Origin of the sequence: Dorea sp. OM07-5, assembly GCF_003481355.1 — a bacterium.
In the GTDB taxonomy this organism is placed as follows: Bacteria; Bacillota; Clostridia; order Lachnospirales; family Lachnospiraceae; genus Dorea_D; species Dorea_D hominis.
On the sequence record NZ_QUKZ01000015.1, the window covers coordinates 38,081 to 62,580 of the forward strand.

The window sequence follows — 24,500 nt, forward strand, 5'->3', positions numbered from 1 at the left end:
CAGTTGAAAAAAGAAGATGATAACAAGTATGCACAGATAACAACTGAACAATGCAAACAAATTCTTCAGAAACTGGTGCAGATCAATACTTGCCAGCCGGAAGGAAATGAAGGGAAACTTGCGGATGTCATATTAGAAATGTTACCAGAAAACATCGTATATAAAAAAATTAATCATTCAAAAACCCGAGCGTCTCTGATCATAAAAGTAAATGGAGAAACAGAGGAAGGCGGTATCGCATTTGTCGGTCATATGGATACGGTTGCATGTGGAGATTACAGTCAATGGAGTTATCCGCCACATGATGCTATTGTAAAAGGTGATATCCTCTATGGACGCGGATCTGCTGATATGAAGGGTGGAGACGCGGCCATGATATTGGCATTAAAATGGATGCTGGAAACAAAAAAAAGACCAAAGAAATCTATTTATTTCTGCTTTACTGCGGATGAAGAAAGTAAGGGAAGCGGAATTTGCGGAATTTTAGAAGATGGTATGGTGAATAAAGTTGATGAAATAATTATATGCGAACCTTCAGATGAGAAAATAGGTACTTGTGAAAAAGGTGCATTTTGGTTGAAAATTACGGTGCAAGGGAAGCAGTCGCATGCATCCAGACCAGACCTTGGGATTAATGCTGTTGAGTATGTAGAAAAATTAGTCGCAGAGTTAAAAGAACAAGTGGAAACCGGGGAGGTGCATCCTATTCTGGGAACGACAACAGCATCCGTTACAAAACTGTGTGGCGGAATTATGACGAATATTATTCCACCAACTGCAGAAGCAGAATTGGATATACGCACAGTTCCGGGAGTCAGTCATGAACATATTTTAAAATGTACAGAAGAGATTGCAGACCGATTCAGAAAAGAAATGCCGGGAATTCAAATTACCGTCGAAGTGATGAATGACAGACCGGCATTGGAAACATCAAAAGATAGCCCGCTGGTGAAGCAGATCATGAAAACAGCACAGATGGTGGGAATTTCAACAGAAGATAAAGGACATTATTTCTATACAGATGCATCACAGATCATTCCTGAAATATCTGTACCATTTGTAATCGCAGGACCAGGAGATGATGCACTTGCACATTGTATTAATGAACATATTTCTCTGGAAAGCGTAAGAAGATATGCAAAATTGTATCAGAAATATCTGGAAAAATATTATCTATGAGGAGGTAAAAATGGGTGAGACAGTAAAGACGAAAGAAAAAATGACTGGCGCATTACCGGGATTTATCATAAGTATAGTCATTGGATTTGCATTTTATTTTGGCTTAAAAGCATTAAGCGGTAATAATGCAGTATTTGATTATAATAATATGATTTCTGGAATTTTGGATTCTGTGCCAAAACAGATTGCCTGGTTCTTTATGAATTTTACAGAAGCACAGTTTTATGCAAGTGTATTTGCCGGAATAGGAATTATACTTGGAGGAATTGTAGCATGGATATTGGCGATCAAAAATTCAAAATATGCAGGATTTGATGTCTGCTATGGAAGTAGTACCTTATTCCCGTGGGTGTTGGCATCACAGCTCATCTCCCTGGGATTGGCAATTTTTGTATTTCGTTATATTAATGGATTTGCAGATTCATCCGTAACATGGATCGCAACATTTATTACTGTAGTAGGTGCTCCACCGGCAGTTATGTTGCTTTACGGTCCAAGCGTTCCGGCATTATTGACATCTTCCATTATCGGTGGTTTAATCTGTGCCCCTACTGCAATATGGATTGGAAACGCAATTGTGACTCCGTGGAAACTTCCGGGAGTCGTAGCAAATGTGTCAACGATGGCAATTACGGGAATTATTGTATGTATGGTTTGTAAGATTCTTCCGTGGGTAAAACCTGTGCCGGTGAAACCACATCGGACGGAGGCAGCACCGGCAGATGATGTATATAGTACAAGCTGGTTTGTACGCAGGGTTTTTGCAGATTTTACAGAAGCACAGTTTTATGGAAATGAAGTGGCATCTGCATTTTTGCTGGCAGGCGCAGTGATTGGCGCAATCGTATGTGGAAATCATGGAGCATATGGCTCAGGAGCTGTACCGGCTATAATTTTATCACAGTTTGTCGGAGCGGCAACGGGAGTGTTCCTGTATGCAGGAAAATTTGATAATGGTGGCTGGTATGCAACGTATGTTCCGGTTGTCAGTGTCGGACCGGCATGTGTTCTAATGTATGGTGCGAATATTCCGGTGGCGGTATTTGCAGGTGTTCTCGGTGGAATTATAGGAGGACCGATTGCACAGTTTTTCTCAGAAAAACTGCCGGAGGGTGTACATGGAACAGTAGCGAATGTAACATCTATGACAATTTCAACAATTACGGTATCTGTTGTAATCAGTGCTCTTCCATGGTTTTAATTAATGGATATTATTATTAAAAAAAAGATACTATAAAAAGAAAATAAAAAGAACCATTGCGTGATAGATAGATTTCGATGTAATATCTATTACACAATGGTTCTTTTCTCTATTATTTTTCACTTGGTGAATAATTATTATAGCATGAAAAAAAGCAAATGAATGAAACAGACATTTTCAGCAGGTTATTCGACATAATTGGCAGATAAAAACAGAGAAAATAAGTCAGAAAATAATAATATTGTAAAGAAATAAAGGAATCAAGAAACAGGAAGGATTTTGAAATCATGAAAGAAATGTCATGGGAAGCATTTGAAAGGCAGTTTCCTGTACAATTAAATGAACAACAAAAGCAAGCGGTAAAAAGTGTAGACGGACCGATACTTCTCTTAGCAGTACCAGGATCCGGTAAAACGACCGTATTGGTTACAAGGCTTGGATATATGATTTTCTGTAAAGGAATCGCACCGGAGAAAATCTTGACAGTGACATACACAGTCGCAGCAACAAAAGATATGTCCAGGAGGTTTGCATCTTATTTTGGAGAAGAACTGGCTGAACGGTTAGAATTTCGCACAATCAATGGAATCTGTGCAAAAATTATACAGTATTACAGCCGGAGTGTCGGTAAATCTGCATTTGAACTGGTGAAGGATGAAAAGATCATCCTTCATTTTCTGATAGAAATCTATCAGGAAACAGAACACAGTTACCCGACAGAAAGTGATCTGAAAAATGTGAGGACATTGATTACATACATAAAAAACATGATGCTGACAGAAGAAGAAATCCGGCATTTAGAAGAAAAAGAAGAATTAAAACTGTTGGAAATCTATCAGGCATACTGTGTAAAAATGCGGAAAGAAGGTCTGATGGATTATGACGACCAGATGGTATACGCTTACAATATGCTTCGTAAATTTCCTGATTTACTGGCATATTTTCAGAGACTTTATCCGTATATTTGTGTGGATGAGGCGCAGGATACATCCAGAATTCAGCATGCAATTATAAAACTTCTTGCATCTGGAACAGAACAGTTATTCATGGTGGGGGATGAAGACCAGAGTATCTATGGCTTTCGTGCGGCTTATCCGAAAGCATTGCTTTCGTTTGAAAAAGATCATCCGAGAGCAAAAGTACTCCTGATGGAAGAAAATTTCCGTTCTAATGCAAAAATCGTAGAAGCGGCAGACCGGTTTATCCAAGAGAATCAATTCCGACATGAGAAACATATGCGGGCATCAAAAAAAGCAGAAAGAGAGATACGGGAAATAGCTTTGAAAAGCAGAAGAGCACAATATCAGTATCTGTTAAAAGTAGCAAAACGTTGTGAAATCCAGACAGCTGTTTTGTACCGGGATCATGAATGTGCAATTCCGCTTATTGATCTTTTGGAACGGCAGGAAATTCCATATCGGATGCGGAACGCAGAAGTGACTTTCTTCACGAATCGGGTTGTTCTTGATATTGTTCATATCATTCAATTTGCTGCAAATCCAAGCGATGAAGAACTGTTCCTGCAGATTTATTATAAACTGAGACTATATTTAAGCCGGAAAGAAGCGTTGGAAATTATAGAATTCAGCCGTGAAAGAGATTTGCCGATTCTCGATGCTGCGCTTTTAAGTCCAAAACTTGACGACTATAAAAAGAGCAACGCAAAAGCAATGCGCACACATTTAAAACATCTGTTACAGGAACCGGGTGACAAGGCAGTGAATCGCATTACAAATTATATGGGGTATCAAGATTATTTACAAAGAAACGAAATAAATGACAGCAAGCTGGAAGTTGTGAAGATTATTGGGAAATTAGAGCCTACGGCAGAGGATCTGATCCGGCGCTTGGATGAATTGAAAGAAATCATTCAAACTAAGAAAACATCGGAAGACTGTCCGTTTATTCTTTCTACGATTCATGCAAGTAAAGGATTAGAATATGAAATTGTATATATGTTAGATGTAGTGGATGGGATCCTGCCGGCACAGATCCCGAGGAGCCTTCATAGTTCAAAGCCTTCCAGAGAAGAAATGGAAACATACGAGGAAGAGAGACGTTTATTTTATGTGGGAGCAACAAGAGCGAAGCAGGATTTACGGCTTATGACAACGAATCGAAAGAGCAGTTTTTGCGAGGAACTTCTTGGAAAACGGGAGAAGACAAACACTCGCTCTGGGAAAAAAGAAAGCGTTTATAGTAGCTTGTCGAATAGCGCAACCGGAAATAGAAAAAACGGAAACAGATCGAATAATAGTAGGGCAGGAAGAAATGGGGAGCCCGCAGGATATAAGAAAGACGGGGTATATCTGACATATGCATCTCTTGCAGCCAAAAAAGATTCTGCTACTGGAACGCAGCATAAGATAGAAAAAATTCATCCTGGCATAACTGTTGTGCATCGGAAATTCGGAACTGGAACCGTGATTGCTGTAGATGAAAAGAATGTGCAGATACGGTTCAAGGATAAGATACGAAAATTAAACCTGGCAGTTGTTGCAAGTGGAGGGTGGTTGCAGATATAACTTTTATATCAGGGGAATAGGGGTAGATAATTCCCTGATACGGAAGTATATTTATAGAGACAGAATCCTTATACTTAGAATCAACAAAAGTAAAAAAGACAAGCATTTCAATTACATTTTCACAAAATGCAATGTCATAAGGAGGAAAAAACGATGAAAGAGTTTAAAGAGATTGAAACAACAAAGGAAAACGGAGAAACAAAAATGAACATGAAAGAAACATCGAAAAAAGCAGCGAAAAAAGTGAAAACAATTTGTATTAGCCTGGTTGTTGGAATTGTCATTGGAGCAGTTGGTGGAATTAATATTTACAATTCAATGACTAAGACAGAAGTTACCAATGATTATATTTCTGGAAAACTGGAAGACGTTGGTGAACTCGCAACACAGCAGGTTACCTATTCGTCCACAGAGCAGATGGAAGATGGAAGTATTCCGTTTATTAATAAGAAAAGTTTTTTGATGCATTACAGCGCAACTTTAAAAGCCGGAATCCAGATGGATGAGGTGAAAGAAAAGATTACAGACAAAGAAGTAATTGTTACGATTCCACATGCAAAAGTGTTAGGAAAACCACAGGTGGATCCGGATTCCATCAAGTTCATGGATGAAAAGAGAGCCATTTTTAACTGGCAGACAAAAGAGGATGCCAAGAAGGCAATTTCTTTAGCAGAAAAAGATATAGAGAACAATGATGATATAGATACATCCTCACTTCTGGAGAAAGCAGATGACCATGCAAAAGAACTGATCCATAAGATCCTTGACGGCTCGGTAGGCGGACGTAAGGTCGTAGTACAGTTTAAATAGAGGTCTGATTTTTAATGGTGAGCCCGTCTACTTCAAAACAAGTAAGCCATGGATAAGTTACATAATTTACAGAAATATCTCCCGTGGCAATAACTCCATCAGAGCGATAATACACATTACCAAGAGGACTTCGCTCGCAGACATAACCATCTGCCAGTAAGTCCTCTTTTTTCTTATCAGTAAATCCTACTGATATCTCCAGACGCGGAGGCGCACATCAACTGGTAATCTTTTCTATCGAGAGAAGAATATCTTTGTGATTATATTTCTGCATATAAGCGATAGCTTCTGGATTGAGATGAACCATATCGTGTGCCCTCCTGTCTGAGTTTATGTTTATTAATTTCCATTATAAACGTTCAGAATTATCGTGCAAGTGGATATATTCAGCAACAGAACGGTCGAATGTTTTAATGTGATGGAATAACCAGTCTACAACGTTACGTTTTACCTGTTCAATAAATTGCTCATTCGGACCTTCATTTTCATTGAGAAAATCATACAGCTCCTGAATAGATTTCTTGAACTCTTCATGTTTTGCATGATGATTTGCTAGCTCAGGATATGCAACTTTTTCCTGAAGAGTCTCTTCCTCTTTAAAATGAAAATCTGTATATGCGTCAAGATAATCGAGCATTTTAATTGCTTTTATTTTCCCGTCGCTGGATTCACAGGCAGTCACAAACTGCTGGATACGATCAATCAGTTCTTTATGCTGTGTGTCAATTGTTTCATTTCCTGTAATTAAATTATTATCAAAAGTAATTGTCATAATAAAAACCTCCGTATTTTCGTTGAAAGACTCATATATCTGCCCTATAATAGCTATTAACAAAGATCCGGGTTCATATCCTTAATTGCCGGGCATATCAGAGAGAAGGGCAAAATATATGAAATTAGAACAGTTGCAGATATTTCATAACCTGACAGAAGATGAGATGCAGAAAAGCTTGATCTGTTCTCAGGCTGTCGTACAGAAATATCAAAAAAATGAATATATATTCAGGCAGGGTGACCGCCCTGAAAAACTTTATTTTCTGTTAAATGGAGATGTGGAAGTCGGCAGTATCAATCTGAATGGTAAAGTCACAAGAATCGGTCAGGTAACAGAAGGAGAAGATTTTGGCGAAATAGAATTGTTTCTCCATCATTCGGCTTATTCAGGCTATGCAAAAGCTAAAAATGAAGTAAAAGTTCTGGAAGTATCGAAAAATTTCTTTGGAGGCAGATGCGGAAATAATTGTGTTCATCACAGCAAAGTTGTTTTCAATATGCTTCAGGTCTTTGCAGAAAAAGCCGATAAAAATAATCATCAAATTGAGGTGCTGACCAGTGGAAATCTCCGTCAGCGAGTTGCTACATATCTTCTGGAAAACTGCAATGCAGATAATCAAGTGAATTTGCAAATGAATCGTGAAGATCTTGCATCTTATCTTAATACAACCAGACCATCTCTGTCGCGGATGCTTCTTAACCTTCAGGAAGAAGGAACGATCCGTCTGGCAGGTAGAAAGACAATTGAGGTTTTAGATCATGCGTCTTTGCAGTTAGAAGAATAGCGCAATTTTTTTCACTAAATCGAAACCGTTTTGCCTGGAAGAAGCATTAAGCTTCTTCCGGAACAAATACTTCTTTTCCCATTCCGCAAATCGGACATACCCAGTCGTCCGGCAGGTCTTCAAAAGGAGTTCCCGGTGCAACACCATTATCTGGATCTCCAACAGCTGGATCATATTCATAGCCACATGGTTCACATACATATTTTTTCATAATTAAAATCTCCTTTTTTTAATTTATAAGTTAATGTGTTGTTTCTTAACTTGTGATAATAGTATAACGAAGAATGAAGAAAATAGATGTAACAAATGTTACGAAAAGGGAAATGTTGTAAAAAAGTTTAAAAATATCCTTTAAATATCTTAAATATCTTTAAAAATATCCTTTAAAAATATCCGCTTGAGGACTTTTTATTGGACAGCTATGGAAATAGAGTATAACCAGTGAGAAACAGATAGGGAAAACCAATACTTATTTTGGAAGGAGAACAAGATTATGAGAAAAGAAGGACATAGCAGCAGAGGATTTTTTGGAAATATTAATCATTACGATGCCAGCGGACGTAAAATCGGAGAGAGCCGGAGAAATTTCTGGGGCGGCATGACGAACTACGATGCCAACGGACACAAAACCGGAGAAAGTAGAAGAGGCTTCTTTGGCGGTGTAAATCATTATGATAACAGCGGGCATAAGACAGGGCACAGCAGTCCGGGATTTTTCGGCGGTATGAATCATTATGATAACAGCGGGCATAAGACAGGGCACAGCAGTCCGGGATTTTTCGGCGGTATGAATCATTATGATAACAGCGGGCATAAGACAGGGCACAGCAGTCCGGGATTTTTCGGTGGCTGGAATCACTATGATGATTAACCGGGATTCGGGAAGAGGGCAGAAGCTATGAATGAAGGCAATTTTTATTATATTATGGACTATAGTGGTAATTATTATCGATTGAATGGTGAAGATGAACTGGTAGTGGCGGATGTAAAAGACGCAACAATTTTTACCGGTGATCAGATTCATGACAGACTTGTCGGAAAGAAAGCGGCTTTTTACTGCCCGGTTCCGGCAGATGGGGAAGCAGAAATAAAAGTGCAGGAAGAATCGGAGGATGAATATGTATCTCCCGTAAAAGATATCATATATGAAGAAGTGCATGATCCAGTCGAAAAAAGCGTAGCTTCCTATGATTTGTCTGAAATAAACTGGAAAGAATATCTAACTCATTTTACCTATATGGCAGAAGGAGCGAAGGAATATCATGACAGTCTTACAGAAAAATTATCCGATGTGGACCAGAAGATTTGTGATATTCTGCATTATATTGAACTTTGCGAAACAGATGCGGAAGAAGATACTGATCTGATAGAGCTGCTGAGAATATGTCGGGAGAACCGTAGAAATATTAAAGATGAAGAACTTAAGGTAGAATATTTCCGGACAAATTTAGGGACAAATACAAATGTGCTAAAAGCAAAACAGGCCTTAAAAGGAATTCAGGGACTTGAAAACAGGAAATATAAACCGCGAAAGTATGATGAACTGTTTGAAAATTGTGTAATAAAAGAGAGACCAAGAGAAAGAACTGATTATGAGTGGCCTGATACAAATGAAGAAAGGAGTTTGCCGATGAAAAAGAAGTGTGAAGTGAAGATAGATACGCCCTATGATAGAAGAGAAAATGACTGGCTCGCATTTGCCAGACAACAGGCAGAATTTTATCAATATGCCAAGCAGTATATTGCAAATCTGCAAATAAGAACAGAAGAGATTGACCAGGAGATTGAAGAGATTTTACAGGAAACAGAAGATGCCAAATGTAATGTGACACAGGGATATAAAGTATTTAAACGCATCAAAGAGCTGCGTGTAGAACGGCGTGTAAAGGCGGATGAATTACAGTGCCTGTACGCATTAACCGATTATGTGGACTGTGATAAAATGGCAGAAACCTGTGAGGAGAATCTAATAGAGATTGAGGATATTTTACAAGTTACGAAGGAAGAGCAGGATGCTGCCGCGTGTGATACTGTGGTGACAGAAGAGCCGATGGTGGGGTAAAAGAAAAATGATTTATTTAAGCAGTTTTAAATTAAGCGACAGGAAGATAAAGAATCCCAATATTTATCCATATTCTGTATTCCGAGATAAATACACAGAGCCATTTGTATTTGCACCAATTACGATTTTATATGGAAATAATGGATCTGGGAAATCTACGATATTGAATCTTATAGCGGATAAGCTAGAGATAAAAGGCAGGGAGCGGGCAACAAGCAATTCTTTTGGAATAACAGATTATGTGGAACAATTTATAGAAGAATGTGGCATTGCATATGGAGAAGATGAGGATGGAGAGCCGTACTACAAGGTTCCGGATACCAGCCGTTATATAAAAAGTGAAGACGTCCTTTATGAAATTAAAAAGATTCAGCAAAGGAAGGTCTTAGGCGAGGGAATGGTTTATGACATGGTGCGGGAAGGCTGGAAGAAGCAGGAAGCGGAGAAGTTCCTGGCTTCAAAAGATGGCTATATGCAGAAACAATATATTGAATTTGCACAGGAAAAATATTCCAATGGTGAGACATCCATGCAATACTTTGATGCATATCTCCAGCCGGACGCCTTATATTTGTTAGATGAGCCGGAAGTGTCACTGTCGCCTGCCAATCAGGTGAAGCTCGCAGAAGAGATTAATAAGTTAGCCAGATTGCTTGGATGTCAGTTTATTATAGCAACACATTCACCTTTTATGCTGGGAACACTGCAGGCGAAGATCTATAATATTGATTTGAAGGAATACGAAGTTGTAAAGTGGAGCAAGTTGGAAAATATCCGATATTTTTACGATTTCTTTAAGAAGCATGAAGGGGAATTTGAGTAAACGATAAGTTCATATCTAGGTATGGGAGATCAATAAGCAGGAGGGAAAATAATTGTTGAGCATGAACAAAAAAATAATGATCGGGCTGATTATGGAAAACAGACCTTAAAGCAACTTTCTAAAGAGTTAACGAAAGAATTTGGAAAAGGTTTTTCTGTATCGAATCTTCAAATTATGCGACGCTTTTATCAAAGTTATGAAATTCAACAGACAGTGTCTGTTAAATTGTCATGGTCGCATTATTGCGAGTTACTGACGATTTCAGATCCGGACAAAAGAAGCTTTTATGAAAAAGAAGCTATTAATTCCGGGTGGTCTACACGTGAATTAAAGCGACAGATTTCTACTTCGCTCTATGAACGATTATTACTGTCAGAGGGAAAAACGAATAAGGAAACCGTTCTTGCGCTTGCAGAAAAGGAAATTGAGATGTCCACTCCGTTAGATATTATCAAAGACCCTTACGTATTTGAATTTCTGGGCGTACCAGAAAATAAGCCCATGCTAGAAAGTGATCTTGAAAAAGCGCTTGTCGCACAGATAGAGAAATTTCTTCTGGAATTAGGACGAGGTTTTATGTTTGTGGGAACGCAACAGCGTATTACATTGAACAATACTCATTATTATGCGGATATGGTTTTTTATAATAAAATTCTTCGTGCGTATGTACTGATCGAATTAAAGACAACTAAGCTTACACCGGAAGCGGCAGGACAGCTTAATATGTATCTGAATTATTATGCTGCAGAAGTGAATGATGAACATGATAACCCACCAATTGGTATTATCCTTTGTACGGACAAAGACAGTATAGCGGCTGAATATGCACTTGGTGGTTTATCTAACAATATTTTTGCTTCGCGCTATGTTTCTTATATCCCAAATAAAGAGCAGCTAATTGCACAGGTGGAAGCTGTTTTGAATGAATGGCATAAACAGAAAAAAGAATAACAGCAGAAGAAACAAGCAGGGGCTGTCGCAATTATTATCAATCAAGTGAAATATATAAAAAATTCTATATAATACTTTCAATATGCAACCATTAGTTGCTAGAAATGTTCTCTCTGGTTGGTGGAATAATCAGCTCATATTTTATAAGATATTCTTATCAAAGATAAATATACGGAGGGACATGTTATGAAATTAGGTCAAAATATCGCAATATACAGAAAGGAAGCAGGGCTTACACAGGAACAGCTTGCGGAAAAGTGTGAGGTTTCGCGACAGGCAGTAACGAAATGGGAAAAAAGAAGAAGCAAAATTAAATCATGCATATTACCGCTTTATTTATATGGCAATAATGATTTTATGGGGCGCAGATAAAGATGAAAAATTGAAAGAATCGGAGCGTGTGTTGGCTTTAAAAGCTTTGTACGAAGTTGTAGAAACGGAATTCATAAATGAACAAGGAAAAATATACGAGAAATATCTTGTGAAAAACACAACGGAAGAGGAAAGGAAAAATTACATCAGAATGCCAAATAGAATTATTACTCCAAAAGAGGAGTGGAATCCTTTTGACGATTACATAGAAGGAAAATGTGAAGTTACTGTGGGACTTCAGGAAATAGAAGAACGGCTTGAAAAGGAATTGAATGCACTGCAACCAGGAGAATAAAAGAATATATACATACCACCATTGAAGAAATCCTCGTCATTGACGGGGATTTCGCCATGTTTACACAGCTCATTCTTGCAGTGAAAAAAAGAAGAGAGTATAATTGTATGGCATATCTGAAGCAAAGTCATATTTACACTATGAAATACGCATCAAGATAAAAGATTGATAACCATACAATGAAAGGAAAGGTTTTATAATGAACATTATAGACAAATTTGGAAATATGGTGAGCAGTGCTACCTTGAAAGACTCAGAAAAAGCTCGCCGCCTTCTTCTCGCGGGATACCGCCTGCAGGAGAAACGGTTATGCCTTTTTCCGGATCGTGCACTTCCATCATCAGGTCGCTATGTGGCGAAAATAGTTATGAAAAATATTATTCAGGCACTGTCCAGACCGGAAAATTCCGCGATGGTCAGTATTTTTGTGCCGGGAGAACTGCTGACGGCAGCAGGATTAACACCGTATTCGGTTGAGGCAATGTCCTGTTTTATGGCAGGAACAAATTGTGAACAGACATTTCTTAGAAGAACGGAAGAAGAAGGATTTCCGGAGACGATGTGCTCTTATCATCGTGTGTTTTTAGGGGCTGCACTGACAGGATTCCTGCCAAGGCCGAAATGCACGATTTATACAAATCTTGCCTGTGATGGCAATATGATGACATTCCCTTATTTGAAAGAAAAATATCATGTGCCGGGATTTTATATTGATGTCCCGTATGAGAAGAATCAGGAAGCAATCGAATATGTTGTGGAACAGCTGCGTGAGCTGACGATATTTTTGGAGGATGTAACTAAGAGAAAGATTTCCGGTGAGGCAGTGGAAAAAGCAGTTGCAAACAGTAGAAAAGCATCTGAATATTATCAGCAGCAGCTCGCACTTCGCAAAGATCATGATCCGGTGACTTCTCTGACAAATGAATTATATGCAATTTTTATGTGTCATCTTCTGGCAGGTTCAGAAGAGGCAGTGAAATATACAGAATTACTGTTAAAAGATGTGAAGAAAGCTCCAAAAGGCGGTGGTTTGCATGTCCTCTGGATGCATATTATGCCATTTTTACAGCAGCCGGTGAAAGATGTCTTCAACTATAATCCGAAGATGCACATCAGTGCCTGCGACTTTGTCGCGGATGGATTTCAGAAAATGCATGCGTCGGATCCATATGAGGCTCTGGCTGAAAAAATGGTCAATTGCATTTACAACGGAAGTGTAGATCAGAGAATCCAGGTTGCAGAAAAACTTGCGAAAGAGACGAATGCAGACGGTGGAATCTTATTTGCACACTGGGGCTGCAAAGGAACGATCGGCGCCTCTAGCTTGATAAAAAGTTCATTGGAGGAAGCAGGACTTCCAACGATGATTCTTGACGGAGACGGCTGTAACCCTGCAAATACCAGTGATGGTCAGGTGTCTACGAGATTACAGGCATTTATGGAAATGCTGGAAAAAGGCAAGGAGGATAGATAGTCATGATATATTATGTCTGTAAATATACACCGATAGAATTATTTGAAGGTTTTGGTGAAACCTGTGCCGTTCTGGAAGAAATGCCGGAGAATTTTGAAGAGTCGGATCAGATTGCACACGCAAATTTATGTGGATTCGGAAAATCTGTCATTCAGGCAGTTCTGGAAGGAAAAGCAGATGAGCTGGTTCTTGTGAATTGCTGTGATTCGATGCGCCGCGTGTATGATATTGTAAAAAATACAAAGAAATGCAAATTCATTTACATGCTGGATCTGCCTCATGACGATAATGAATGTGAAAAGGAAAAATTTGCCCGCGCAATTTGTGGATTGAAGGATGCCTATGAGAAATATTCGGGGAAAACATTTGACAAAACACGATTTATAAATAGTTTTGCAACATTTCCCGCAAAAAATAATCCTTATATCGGAGTGATGGGGGTACGCGTCAGTGGTGTTTTGGAAGAAATGATCCAGGAAAATATACAGATGGATGTGAAAAACCTTACTTGTACAGGAGGAAGAAAACTATCTGTATTGCCGGATGAAATGAAAAAACTGGATGAAAATGAATTATTTCTTGCATATGCGGATGCACTTCTTGGACAGCTTCCGTGTTTCCGTATGAACCAAAGTTCCAGAAGAAATGAGCTTTATCTCGATCCGAACCTGAAAGGAATTATTTATCATACGATCAAATTCTGTGATTATTATGGGTTTGAATATGCAAGTATAAAGAAGAATATGAAAGTTCCACTTCTTAAAATAGAAACTGATTTTACAAGCCAGAGTGCCGGACAGCTGTTGACGAGGATTCAGGCTTTTTCAGAAACAATTGAAGGATCAGAAGATATGGATGCAGCAAAAGGAATCAGCGAGGAGGCAAAAGAAAAAATGAAATCAGGAGTCTATTATGTAGCGGGAATTGACAGTGGATCAACAAGTACAGATGTTGTTATTTTAGATCAGGATGGAAAAATCAAATCTACGATGATCATTCCGACCGGCGGCGGTGCGATGATGAGCGCGGAGAAGAGTTTAGAGAAAGCAGTAGAGAAAGCCGAAATTAACAAGGATGATATCGTGCGTATTGTCACAACCGGATATGGACGTGCTTATATTGACAGCGGTGATGACAGTATCACGGAGATCACCTGTCATGCGAAGGGTGCGCATTATCTGAATCCGAATGTCCGCACGGTCATTGATATCGGTGGACAGGATATTAAAGCAATCAGTATTGATGAAAACGGAGCGGTTACGAATTTCCTTATGAATGATAAATGTGCAGCCGGAACCGGACGTTTTCTGGAAATGATGGCGAGAACGCTTGGAATGCCGCTGGAAGAGATGAGTACCAAAGGTCTGGAATGGAAAGAAAATATCGTTATTTCCAGCATGTGTACTGTATTTGCCGAATCAGAAGTGGTGTCACTTGTTGCGCAGAATAAAAATGTTGCAGATATTATCCACGGATTAAATGTGTCTGTAGCATCGAAAGTCGGTGCACTTGCAACGCGTCTCGGCAAGAAAAATCCGGGTGAATATATGATGACCGGAGGAGTTGCGAAAAATAAAGGTATTATTCAGGCACTGGAAGAAAAGCTTGGAGCAAAACTGTATATTTGCGATGAAGCACAGCTTTGCGGAGCGCTTGGAGCAGCATTATTTGCATATAAGAAATGCAAAAACGAGGAATAAAAATGACGAAAGAAGAATGGTATGAGCAGTTATTTGACCGGTTGGAACATTCCAAATTCCGTAGCGGTTTTCATTTGAAAAAGAAAGATATTGATTATATTAATGAAAAAGGACTGGATACGATCCGGGAGCATGCAAGAGACTTTATCGCAAAGCGGGAAGCACCGGCAGTTATTCCAAATGATGGGAAACAGACACCAATGCGGGGACATCCGGTATTTATCGCTCAGCATGCGACAGCTACCTGCTGTCGGGAATGTATCCGCAAGTGGCATAAGATGCGCCCTGGACGGGAATTAAGCCCGGTACAGCAGGAGTATCTGGTGGATGTGATCATGACGTGGATTCAGAAAGAGATGGAAGCATATAAAAACGTGCATAAGAAGTAAAGCTGGCATTTCTGTAAGTATAGGTAGATAGTAAGGAGAATGTAGATGGAATATACAGTCATCCGTTCCGGAAGAAAAACGGTGGCAATTCAGTTAAATCAGGACTTAACGGTAACAGTACGGGCACCATGGCGTGCTTCCCAAAGCGAGATTGAACGAATCTTACAGGAGAAAAAGCCATGGATCGAAAAGCATCTTGCTCAGATGAGAAGAAGAAAAGAGCATTATGATGCATCCGGAACGGATAAATTAACCGATGAAGAGATACAAGAATTAGCGAACAAAGCATTGAAGTACATACCGGAGCGGGTGGCATATTTTTCAAAAATCATAGGAGTTACTTACGGAAGAATTACGATTCGTAACCAAAAGACAAGATGGGGAAGCTGCAGCAGCAAGGGGAATTTGAATTTTAACTGTCTGCTAATGCTTGCCCCACCGGAAATCATAGATTATGTTGTCGTTCATGAACTTTGCCACAGAAAAGAAATGAATCATTCAAAAAATTTCTGGAGAGAAGTAGAGAAGATACTTCCGGATTATAAAAAATCGGTGTTGTGGTTAAAGAATGAAGGCAGTATGATAATGGCAAGGCGGTAGAAAAGTGTGTTGTATACAGCATAGAAGTAAGAACGGAGGAAATGGAAATGAGTAAAGCAGACAGGGCAGAAGAATTATTCAGAATGGGTTACAATTGCAGTCAATCTGTTTATGCAGCTTTTGCAGAAGAGCTTGGTATAAGTATCGAAGAGGCGGCGAAAAAAGCCAGTCCATTTGGAGCAGGATTCGGAAAACTTCGGGAAGTGTGCGGCGCTGTGACGGGGATGACTATGGTACTTGGCGAGTTATATGGATATGAGAATCCGAAAGATGCTGCCGGAAAGAAAGAGCTTTATGCACTTGTGCAGAAATTATGTGGCTCTTTTGAAGAATCGGAAGGAAGTCTGATCTGCAGAGAGCTTCTCGGTTTGAAAAAAGGAGAAGCTCTAGAAGAGCCTGCAGTAAGAACGGAAGAATATTATCAGAGCAGACCGTGTGTGAGAGCCTGTAGAAGAGCAGCAGAGATTCTGGAAACTTATATAGATTCATGCGTTGCATGACGCGCATCTCGCATCAAGAATGCCGAGGGCATTCTTGCAAAATTTAGAAAAATAAGATGTATGGAGATAAATTTTCAGATGTTAAATATAATCGAAATAAATGACTTCCATTGTTCGGAGCTGGATATTTATGCCAGATATACCGAGGCGCAGTTGCTGAATAAGGATCATCCGGAAGACGGAATGTTTATTGCTGAGAGCCCTAAGGTGATCGGCAGAGCGTTGGATGCGGGATATGAGCCAGTGTCTGTTCTTGTTGAAAAGAAGCAGATAAAGGATAATGAAGAAACAAAAGAATTGCTTCAAAAATTTGAAAATACAGAAGTTCCGGTTTTTACTGCGGAATTTGACGTACTGTCGAAGCTGACAGGATTCAAGCTGACAAGAGGAATGTTGTGTGCAATGAGTCGGAAGAAGCTGGCGAGATTTCAGGATATGTGCGAGGGAAAGCAGAGGATTGTGATACTGGAAAATGTAATGAATCCTACGAATGTCGGTGCTATTTTCCGCTCGGCAGCAGCCTTAAATATGGAAGCAGTGCTTCTGACACCGGGATGCAGTGATCCCTTATATAGAAGAGCGTCCAGAGTCAGCATGGGTACTGTATTTCAAGTGCCATGGACATTTATTCAGGATGATAATGAAATGCGCTGTGAGCGGGAGAATCTCTGGCCAGAGCAGGCAATCATGGAGCTTAGAGATTTGGGTTATAAGACTGTGGCGCTTGCGTTGACGGATGATTCTGTCAGTATCGATGATCCGGTATTAGTGCAGGAAGAAAAGCTGGCAGTAATCCTGGGCACCGAAGGTGAAGGACTTATGGATAAGACCATCGAGTTGTGCGATTATACGGCGAAAATACCGATGAGCCACGGCGTAGATTCCCTGAATGTCGCAGCAGCGAGCGCGGTTGCGTTCTGGCAGCTGGGGCGAAAGTAGAATAAGAAAGTAGAAATCCTTTGGCAGGTGAGAGGATTTCTACTTTTATTCTACATAGAAAAATTGATAATTCTCAGAAATGCTATACAATAGTATTAGCAAGTAACGGAGGATAATCATGAAGGACTATAGTTTGGGAAATTTTATCAGTGCATTAAGAGAGAAAAAAGGCCTGTCTCAATATCAGTTGGGTGCACTCGTAGGTGTCACAGATAAAGCAGTGTCAAAGTGGGAAAATGGAGCTTCTAAGCCAAGAATCAACACAGTAAAAAAACTGGCACAAGTATTAGATGTGGGCATAGACGAGCTGTTGACTTGCGAATATGCTACTTTCGGTAGAAAAAGGAAGGACCTATTTGCAATGAAAAATGATATATTAAAAATAGCAGAAGAGAGGGTAAAAGAAATATATGGAGAAAACCCACCGCTTGATGTAGTAAATCGTTTTCAAACAGAAGAATTGCTACTTGAAGATCGAGAAATTCTTTTATGGATGGGCTTCTTTGGAAAATTGCAGGAAGTGTTTGAAAAGGATAATGGATATGCGCTTGTACGCGGAGGTCAGTTGGGTGCATCTTTTATTGCGTGGATTTTGGGTGGAACCATTGTTAATCCATTACCTGCGCACTATTATTGTCCTGCATGTAAAAAGATGGAGTTTTTTAAAGAAACAAAATGTGGAATTGATTTACCGGATAAAAAGTGTTCCTGTGGTGAAAAGCTAAAAAAAGATGGATTTGGAATTGCTACTGTAAATATATTTCCATTAAGAAAATGGATGGAGATTACAGTTTCAAAAAATGGAACAGGATTGGTAAAAAAATGTTTGGATAATTATTTTAAAGAATATGGTGTGGTGCGAGAAGTTATAATTTCTAACAACGTTAAGGGAGAGGATGCATTTGATCGATTTAACGTCAAAAGGTATATGGTAGTTTCGGAAGAATTGAATAAACGATTTCCAGAAAAAATTGTCAGATTGTCATTCGAGGAATATTATAATACAGCACATGATATATTAGGCATAACGGTTGTAGAAGCGGATAAAAGCGTTGAGTTTAAATATGTAGATATAGAATTTTCAAAGAAACAGATAAAAGAATATTACAATTATGCTAAAGAAAACGATATTTTTGATGATCCTGTCAGAAATATACATTTACCAAAGATTTTAGCAGATATAAAGGAACCAAGTTTCGGCGATTTGGTTGCAATAAATGGCTTTTTGCATGGGACAGGAGTATGGGAAAATAATGCAGAATATTTATACAAAAAAGGCATTCCATTGCAGGATATGATTTATTGTTGTGAAGATGTGTATTCTTATTTATATGATAAACTTAAAGGCGTAAATTCTGATAATCTTTCTGGTCTTATTTGTGAAATAAAAAATTCTGTATGTAAGGGAAAATATTTGAAAAATACAATGCCGCAAGAAATAGAAAAACTTCTTGATGAGAATGAAGTACCTGAATGGTATATAGAAAGCATGAAAAAAATACGATATTTGTTTCCAAAAGCACATATAATAGCTTCGTTAAAAAAGGATATAGAGGAATTTCTTATATTGGAGAAAAATAGGAAACTGTATTAAAAGCCGATGAAAATAATTTGTGTCCGTATCACAAGAGGAATCATGGACGTCTATTTTTTATTGACAACATGATTCCTTTTATATTATTATAAATTAACGCAATGCGTATATTAGCTGGGAGGAGAATAAAAATGAGCAGAGGAAGAGAAGTAAAAGAATTAAGAGAAAAGATGGGAATGAACAGACGGGAATTTAGTGATTATTATGGAATACCATATCGTACAGTTCAGGATTGGGAAGCGGAGAAGCGGGAGCTGCCGGAATATTTGCTGCGATTGCTGAAATATAGAGCAGAGGCAGAGTGTAGGATTAGAAGTGAAGATGAATAGGCAGGGCAGGGAGGTAAATTTGGAAAGAAAAGTAGATGTAGTAGAGGATTTAGATGGCAAGAAAACAGTATTTATTCATGATATTTTGTTTAAAGGGAAACGAACAATAAATTGGGGTGAGGTTGAACGGTATTTAAAACGATATGTGGGAGAAATTTACACTGTTGCTGCTAGCAATGATGTTGTTTATATTGGTCCTGATTTACCAGATGAATATGCACATTCTAATTATACACATATTTTACGGGGAACAAATGCTAAAGCAAAAGCAAATGCAGTGCAAGGATTGCCAGAACTCATGGAAGTAGCAAATGGAAAGAGCTATACAGAAAATTACAAAACGAAACATAATACAGATGCTATGTATGGTTGGTACCGTTATGAGTCAAGATTTGCTTTACCTGTGTTTGATGCCAACGGGGAGATTACAAGATATAATATTTTTAATGTAATTATGGTTATCAGACATGCGAAGGACGGGAAAAAGTATCTTTATGATATTATAAACATAAAAAAAGAAACGAGCACCCTTTTCCAGTCCGAAGACATTACTCAGTAAAAAACCCATTTCTTGTGTTGTATTATAACCGGATGATGCTAAAATGTCAACTACAATAGATGTGATTTAGCTTAGAGTGACAGGATTCACAGTTTGAATGTGTTTATGCTTATTATGAAAAAATAAATAAAGTGGCTTAATTCATAAATGAAATTAAGACAAAAAATTTTATACTACAAGTTCAATGACAGGTGAGATACTCTCCTTTACAATTGTTTTTTGGTGTGGTAGACGCATATGTGAAAGAAAATACCACAGAACTTGTGGATCCGTTGGATGTAAAGAAGAAGGTTGAACTTTTGGAAGAAAAGAGGAATATTCTGCTTACAGAACTGGACACACAGATTAAAGTATCCAACGCAACTACTTTTATTGAAATAGAATAAAAAGATTGCTTGCATTACGAAAATCCTGAACTTAGTTTCCCTGTAACAGGGTTAAGTTACAAGAAGAATATGCAAATTCTGATTAAATAGGATAGCTCAAGGAAGCGGCGCAATGGGTAGCGCATATGGCTGATAACCATATTGTTGCGGGTTCGAGTTCTGTATTCATAAAACTGAGTTTATGAATAGTATTAAGAACATAAGGACAGTTAATCATTTTTTGTAATATTTAAACTGTAAAGCGTGAATAGTTAATGATTTTGCTTTTGAATAGTTATGGATAAACAGAAAACTTTTCTTCAGGCATAGAGATATGCTGAAATCCATGGAACAGGTTGGGGTGTTAAATTAATTGACCGAGGATCAGCCTCATGGCTGTAATGCAGGCAATATAAGATAAATAGTGAGCAAAGGATTTATACTATGAGTATAATGACTTCTTCGATAATGCAGATATAATAGAAGACAACAAGATACAATGTTTAAGATAGATGTGGATGAAAGATCAATAATGTTTACGAATAAGGAAGTGATAGAATGATTTATATAACTGGCGACTGTCATCGGAATTTTGAGAGATTTAATACAAGGAATTTTCCAGAACAAAAGGAAATGTCAAAAGAAGATTATGTAATTATCTGTGGAGATTTTGGAGGAATCTGGGATCAGGAAGAGGAAAGTAAAGAAGAAACAATGCTCATGGACTGGCTGGATTGTAAATCATTTACCACTTTATTTGTAGATGGTAATCATGAGAATTTTGACAGACTCTATGAGTATCCGGTAGAGGAATGGCATGGCGGAAAAGTTCATAAGATCAGACCATCTGTCATTCACCTGATGCGCGGCCAGATATTTGAAATTGAAGGAAAAAGTATATTTACATTTGGTGGTGCGAGCAGTCATGATATTGATGGAGGGATTCTGGATCTGGACGATCCTGACTATAAGAACAAGAAGAAAAGGCTTGATCGCGGATGGAAGCCTTATCGACTTAATCATGTGAGCTGGTGGCAGCAGGAGCTTCCAGCCATAGAAGAGATGGAAGAGGGACGAAAGAATCTGACAGCACATGATAATTCGGTGGATTTTATCGTGACACATTGCTGTGCGTCGAGCACACAGATTCAGTTAGGCGGAAGTATGTACAAGCCAGACATATTAACAACTTATTTTGAAGAGATCAGGCAGAATACAAAGTTCAAGAAATGGTTCTTCGGGCATTATCATGATAATCAGAATGTGAGTGCGGAAGAGATATTGCTCTATGAGCAGATTATAAGAATTGTGTAACAGGAGATAATTAGAAATTAAGCCGGCTAGAGCAGAGATGTTCTGGCTGGCTTTATTGCTATAAAAAAAGAATGCGGATGTAGAACTTGAGCAATTGAATAAAAGGGTGGTGACAACAAATTTAAAAGGTTAATGGAAATTTTTGGTGAATACAGAAAACGCTATATAAATTCCAGTGTAGTAATGATACAATTAATATAAGAATGTTTAATTGCGGTTTACGGCGCTCAGCAGCCACTATTCCGTTTTAGAACGACCGCTTTCCGAAGTGAACTTGATGTGCCTGTGTTAAAGCGAGAGATAATGGAAGAATTAGACACAGAAGTAACTGTTGGAGAATGGATTGAAACAATAGAATATGATTATCCGATGTTTCATCTTTCCATGGATTGTTTTTGGTGTGAGATTGTAAAAGGGAATTTGGTGTTAGAGGAACATGAGGCAGCAAGATGGTTAAGTGAAGAGCAGCTAGATGAAGTAGAATGGTTACCGGCAGATGTGACACTTATTGAGAAGATTAGAAAGGAAATGAATGGGTAATAGGGTATGATTTCAGCAAAACCAACTAAAAATTTTGTATAGAGGTAGATTTTTCACGGCGGACTGAAGCATATATAAGAGGATGAGTTATGAGGAAAAAGAGAATTATATTAAAAAGAAGTATTTCTGCATTAGTAATTGGTGCAGTGACGATTTCAATTCTGGCAGGAGCGACATCCGCATCAAGCAGCGTGAATGCAGATGATGCGACGGCAAGTGTAGCTGTGTTTGAAAATCTGTTGAACGATCGCTCTTTTGTAGTCGATACATTTACGCAAGATACGATGCCGGAATCTAATCCATATGGAAGACTGGATGGAGTTGCAAATACAGATTATCTGTCTACGGATTTTCTGAAACAATATGAGAATGATCCGATTTTTAAAAGTGGTGTGAGTCTTTATTACAGAATGAACCATACAGGGGAGACAATCAGTGAGATTCCATCGGTACTTCTGGATGTTTTTGCAACGGATGCAGACTGGACAAAATTCTGCGCTGGTGCAAAGAGCAAAAATTATGATTCTCTGCTAACAAGCATTTATCAGAATGATTACAAATCCGTTTCAGGTAATTCTATTGGCAGTGAAGAGGAAGGTATGCAGACATTGCGGGCATATTCTGATTTATTGGACAATTCAAAAACCAAAGATGCATCAAAATGGTTGAATGACTATTTAGGAGCCATTACAGATGTTAATGATATAGATAAATATAATTACCTGTTAAAAAATACGGAGCTATACGATGAAAATCTGACAAAGTATGTATCAAATGTGAAAAAAACATTGCTTCAGGCATCAAAAAATTCAGATGGCAAAAAAGAGATGAAAGATTTTTCGGATTTGTATGAAGCGCAGTTTTATGCGGATTACGGCGCGGGCGATATACCGCAGAAATGGGATGATCAGTATAAGACCATGCAGATTGATAAATATGGCAGCAAAATTAAGAAAATTGCCAAAAGCGTAAAAACAGTGATCAGCACAGGTGTATCAACCGTTAATAATATCGTGATGATGGAAAATCTCTACAGAAATCAGGAGTCCATGCACGATACGCTGGTACGTGTACGCAGTAATGCAACGAAAAATAATGATAACACATTTATCCGTGCGTCATCTTCTTATCTGAGTCTGCTGGAATCCGATGAGCTTGGTGACAATGTTATTAGAAGTGCAGCGCTGAAATCTATTTACGATTATGGCAGCGACGAGCTTGGCAAATATGTATGGGACACTGCAAAGGGTGGTGTCAGAGATGAAGCTGCGATTATGGTTGCCAGAAAAACAGGGATGGACACATTGAGCTCCAAAATGGCGGTATCTGCAGCAGTCGGCAGAGCCAATGCGATACTGGCTGTAGGAAAAGACCTTATTAATTATGGAACCGGCTTTGATGATGTCTGTGAAAAAATATATTTAATGAAATATCTGCAGGAAATAAAACAGTACGCAGTTGATGCATTTAATGATGATAAGAATAATTATAATAAATATAAAAGTCAGGCTGATATGAAAAATATGGATATCTGGGCATCGGCAGCAATAGATGATCTGCAATTTATTAAAAGAATTGTGCTGCTCCAGAATGATCTGGGATACCAAACTGCAAATGCGCAGATTGGCAGCAAATATGGAGAAATCCTTTCGTGGATTGATGGATGCAATGACGCAGCAGGATTGGAAGCAAGATACACGAATCTTCAAAATGCACTTGTCGATACGACGATCAATCCGGTTTCCACAAATCCGATTTCAGTTGACGAAGGCTGCACTTTGCAGATTATCCACTCAACAGACAGTGACTTGCAGACATATGCAGTTTATACGAACAGAAGTGGACAGAAGTGTTCCATTGCAGAATTTGAAAATGTAATGCTTGCCGGTATTCGGATCAACGGTGGTACACTGAAGATCAGTGACCAGTCGAAAGAAGAAATGAAGTTTAATGGTTTATTTGTAACGGATAAGGCAGGAAATCTTGAAATTACCGGCAACGGCGGAGAGATTTATGTCGGCAGACTGGATATCAATGGATTTTTACAGATAAATGATAAATGCTCGAAAAAGATTAATGTAGCAAGTAACCTTAATATCAGAAACTATGTAAGCATTAAGAACATGGATATCCATGTGGCTGGAAACTGCAATGTGGCTGGAAGTCTGGAATTTGCTAGCAGTGAACTGGTTGTAGATGGAAATATGGAGGCTTACAATGGGTATCTGCAGATGCAGGATACCGAGGACAAACTGCTTGTGAAAGGGAATCTGACGTTAGGTGAAACATATGGAAGCAGTAAGGGGGATTGTTTAAGAAATGGAACAGTAGAAGTAAAAGGAGATTTTACCTCGAACTATAAGGAAACAGGCTCCAACTGGTATGGCTATTATGAGACAAATATGCATAAGACGATATTT

At 38.6% G+C, this 24,500-nt stretch carries 25 protein-coding genes, 1 tRNA gene and 1 pseudogene; 25 read left to right on the top strand and 2 right to left on the bottom strand.

The window, feature by feature from the left end; genetic code table 11:
- Positions 1-3: 3 nt before the first annotated feature.
- The 4 genes from DXC04_RS12595 to DXC04_RS12610 all read left to right on the top strand — a co-directional run bounded on the left by DXC04_RS12595 (position 4) and on the right by DXC04_RS12610 (position 5,715).
- Entirely contained in the window at positions 4-1,179 is a 1,176-nt protein-coding gene (locus DXC04_RS12595; RefSeq protein WP_021860305.1) for a M20 family metallopeptidase, read from the top strand.
- A gap of 10 nt (positions 1,180-1,189) precedes the next feature.
- Complete coding sequence (locus DXC04_RS15920) at positions 1,190-2,380, top strand: hypothetical protein (RefSeq protein WP_118661166.1); 1,191 nt, start codon at positions 1,190-1,192, stop codon at positions 2,378-2,380.
- A 287-nt stretch (positions 2,381-2,667) separates the two neighbouring features.
- Entirely contained in the window at positions 2,668-4,905 is a 2,238-nt protein-coding gene (locus DXC04_RS12605; RefSeq protein WP_243112153.1) for an ATP-dependent helicase, read from the top strand.
- 153 nt (positions 4,906-5,058) lie between these two features.
- Positions 5,059-5,715, top strand: coding sequence for a DUF4230 domain-containing protein (locus tag DXC04_RS12610; protein ID WP_021860308.1), 657 nt, complete (start codon positions 5,059-5,061; stop codon positions 5,713-5,715).
- Between the two features lie 349 nt (positions 5,716-6,064).
- Here the strand turns inward: DXC04_RS12610 and DXC04_RS12620 are convergent, their stop codons facing one another.
- A complete protein-coding gene (locus DXC04_RS12620) occupies positions 6,065-6,487 on the bottom strand; it encodes a bacteriohemerythrin (protein ID WP_021860310.1) in 423 nt (140 codons plus the stop codon).
- A 118-nt stretch (positions 6,488-6,605) separates the two neighbouring features.
- Between DXC04_RS12620 and DXC04_RS12625 the strand changes: the two genes are divergently transcribed.
- Positions 6,606-7,274 (top strand): Crp/Fnr family transcriptional regulator, encoded by a 669-nt coding sequence (locus DXC04_RS12625; RefSeq protein WP_118661168.1) that lies wholly within the window; start codon positions 6,606-6,608, stop codon positions 7,272-7,274.
- Between the two features lie 46 nt (positions 7,275-7,320).
- On the opposite strand, the gene rd is transcribed toward DXC04_RS12625, so the two are convergent.
- Positions 7,321-7,485 (bottom strand): rubredoxin, encoded by a 165-nt coding sequence (gene rd / locus DXC04_RS12630; RefSeq protein ID WP_021860312.1) that lies wholly within the window; start codon positions 7,483-7,485, stop codon positions 7,321-7,323.
- A gap of 282 nt (positions 7,486-7,767) precedes the next feature.
- Between rd and DXC04_RS12635 the strand changes: the two genes are divergently transcribed.
- From DXC04_RS12635 to DXC04_RS12725, 20 genes and pseudogenes are all read left to right on the top strand, one after another.
- On the top strand, positions 7,768-8,145 hold the full coding sequence (locus DXC04_RS12635) for a hypothetical protein (protein WP_243112154.1): 378 nt from the start codon (positions 7,768-7,770) through the stop codon (positions 8,143-8,145).
- Positions 8,146-8,172: 27 nt separating this feature from the next.
- Positions 8,173-9,336, top strand: coding sequence for a hypothetical protein (locus tag DXC04_RS12640; RefSeq protein WP_118661169.1), 1,164 nt, complete (start codon positions 8,173-8,175; stop codon positions 9,334-9,336).
- Positions 9,337-9,343: 7 nt separating this feature from the next.
- Entirely contained in the window at positions 9,344-10,159 is an 816-nt protein-coding gene (locus tag DXC04_RS12645) for an AAA family ATPase (protein ID WP_117538029.1), read from the top strand.
- 51 nt (positions 10,160-10,210) lie between these two features.
- A complete protein-coding gene (locus tag DXC04_RS12650) occupies positions 10,211-11,110 on the top strand; it encodes a PDDEXK nuclease domain-containing protein (protein WP_330426474.1) in 900 nt (299 codons plus the stop codon).
- Between the two features lie 186 nt (positions 11,111-11,296).
- Positions 11,297-11,482, top strand: coding sequence for a helix-turn-helix transcriptional regulator (locus tag DXC04_RS12655; protein WP_021860318.1), 186 nt, complete (start codon positions 11,297-11,299; stop codon positions 11,480-11,482).
- Positions 11,451-11,777 carry a hypothetical protein gene (locus DXC04_RS12660; protein WP_021860319.1) on the top strand — a complete coding sequence of 109 codons (327 nt, stop codon included), beginning with the start codon at positions 11,451-11,453 and terminating at the stop codon, positions 11,775-11,777. Before DXC04_RS12655 ends, DXC04_RS12660 begins: the two co-directional genes overlap by 32 nt.
- A gap of 199 nt (positions 11,778-11,976) precedes the next feature.
- Entirely contained in the window at positions 11,977-13,251 is a 1,275-nt protein-coding gene (locus DXC04_RS12665; RefSeq protein ID WP_118661171.1) for a 2-hydroxyacyl-CoA dehydratase subunit D, read from the top strand.
- A 2-nt stretch (positions 13,252-13,253) separates the two neighbouring features.
- Complete coding sequence (locus DXC04_RS12670) at positions 13,254-14,951, top strand: acyl-CoA dehydratase activase (protein ID WP_118661172.1); 1,698 nt, start codon at positions 13,254-13,256, stop codon at positions 14,949-14,951.
- A 2-nt stretch (positions 14,952-14,953) separates the two neighbouring features.
- Positions 14,954-15,340 (top strand): DUF4186 domain-containing protein, encoded by a 387-nt coding sequence (locus DXC04_RS12675; protein WP_118661173.1) that lies wholly within the window; start codon positions 14,954-14,956, stop codon positions 15,338-15,340.
- Positions 15,341-15,385: 45 nt separating this feature from the next.
- On the top strand, positions 15,386-15,940 hold the full coding sequence (locus tag DXC04_RS12680; protein WP_118661174.1) for a M48 family metallopeptidase: 555 nt from the start codon (positions 15,386-15,388) through the stop codon (positions 15,938-15,940).
- A 47-nt stretch (positions 15,941-15,987) separates the two neighbouring features.
- The gene (locus tag DXC04_RS12685; RefSeq protein WP_118520349.1) at positions 15,988-16,440 is read left to right on the top strand and encodes a C-GCAxxG-C-C family protein; all 453 of its coding nucleotides are present in this window, start codon (positions 15,988-15,990) and stop codon (positions 16,438-16,440) included.
- 78 nt (positions 16,441-16,518) lie between these two features.
- On the top strand, positions 16,519-17,379 hold the full coding sequence (locus DXC04_RS12690; RefSeq protein WP_118661175.1) for a TrmH family RNA methyltransferase: 861 nt from the start codon (positions 16,519-16,521) through the stop codon (positions 17,377-17,379).
- Between the two features lie 118 nt (positions 17,380-17,497).
- Positions 17,498-18,973, top strand: coding sequence for a helix-turn-helix domain-containing protein (locus DXC04_RS12695; protein WP_118288631.1), 1,476 nt, complete (start codon positions 17,498-17,500; stop codon positions 18,971-18,973).
- A gap of 131 nt (positions 18,974-19,104) precedes the next feature.
- Positions 19,105-19,302 carry a helix-turn-helix domain-containing protein gene (locus tag DXC04_RS12700; protein ID WP_021860327.1) on the top strand — a complete coding sequence of 66 codons (198 nt, stop codon included), beginning with the start codon at positions 19,105-19,107 and terminating at the stop codon, positions 19,300-19,302.
- A 19-nt stretch (positions 19,303-19,321) separates the two neighbouring features.
- Positions 19,322-19,861 carry a hypothetical protein gene (locus DXC04_RS12705; protein WP_021860328.1) on the top strand — a complete coding sequence of 180 codons (540 nt, stop codon included), beginning with the start codon at positions 19,322-19,324 and terminating at the stop codon, positions 19,859-19,861.
- Between the two features lie 239 nt (positions 19,862-20,100).
- Positions 20,101-20,247 (top strand): hypothetical protein, encoded by a 147-nt coding sequence (locus DXC04_RS15735; RefSeq protein ID WP_186856230.1) that lies wholly within the window; start codon positions 20,101-20,103, stop codon positions 20,245-20,247.
- Between the two features lie 106 nt (positions 20,248-20,353).
- Positions 20,354-20,411, top strand: a tRNA-Ile gene (locus tag DXC04_RS12710).
- 373 nt (positions 20,412-20,784) lie between these two features.
- Positions 20,785-21,540, top strand: coding sequence for a metallophosphoesterase (locus tag DXC04_RS12715; RefSeq protein WP_021860329.1), 756 nt, complete (start codon positions 20,785-20,787; stop codon positions 21,538-21,540).
- A gap of 288 nt (positions 21,541-21,828) precedes the next feature.
- Positions 21,829-22,080, top strand: a pseudogene (locus DXC04_RS12720) (8-oxo-dGTP diphosphatase MutT); the annotation flags it as partial.
- 89 nt (positions 22,081-22,169) lie between these two features.
- Positions 22,170-24,500, top strand: a 2,331-nt coding sequence (locus DXC04_RS12725) for a hypothetical protein (protein ID WP_199692550.1), incomplete at its 3' end; no start/stop codon positions are given.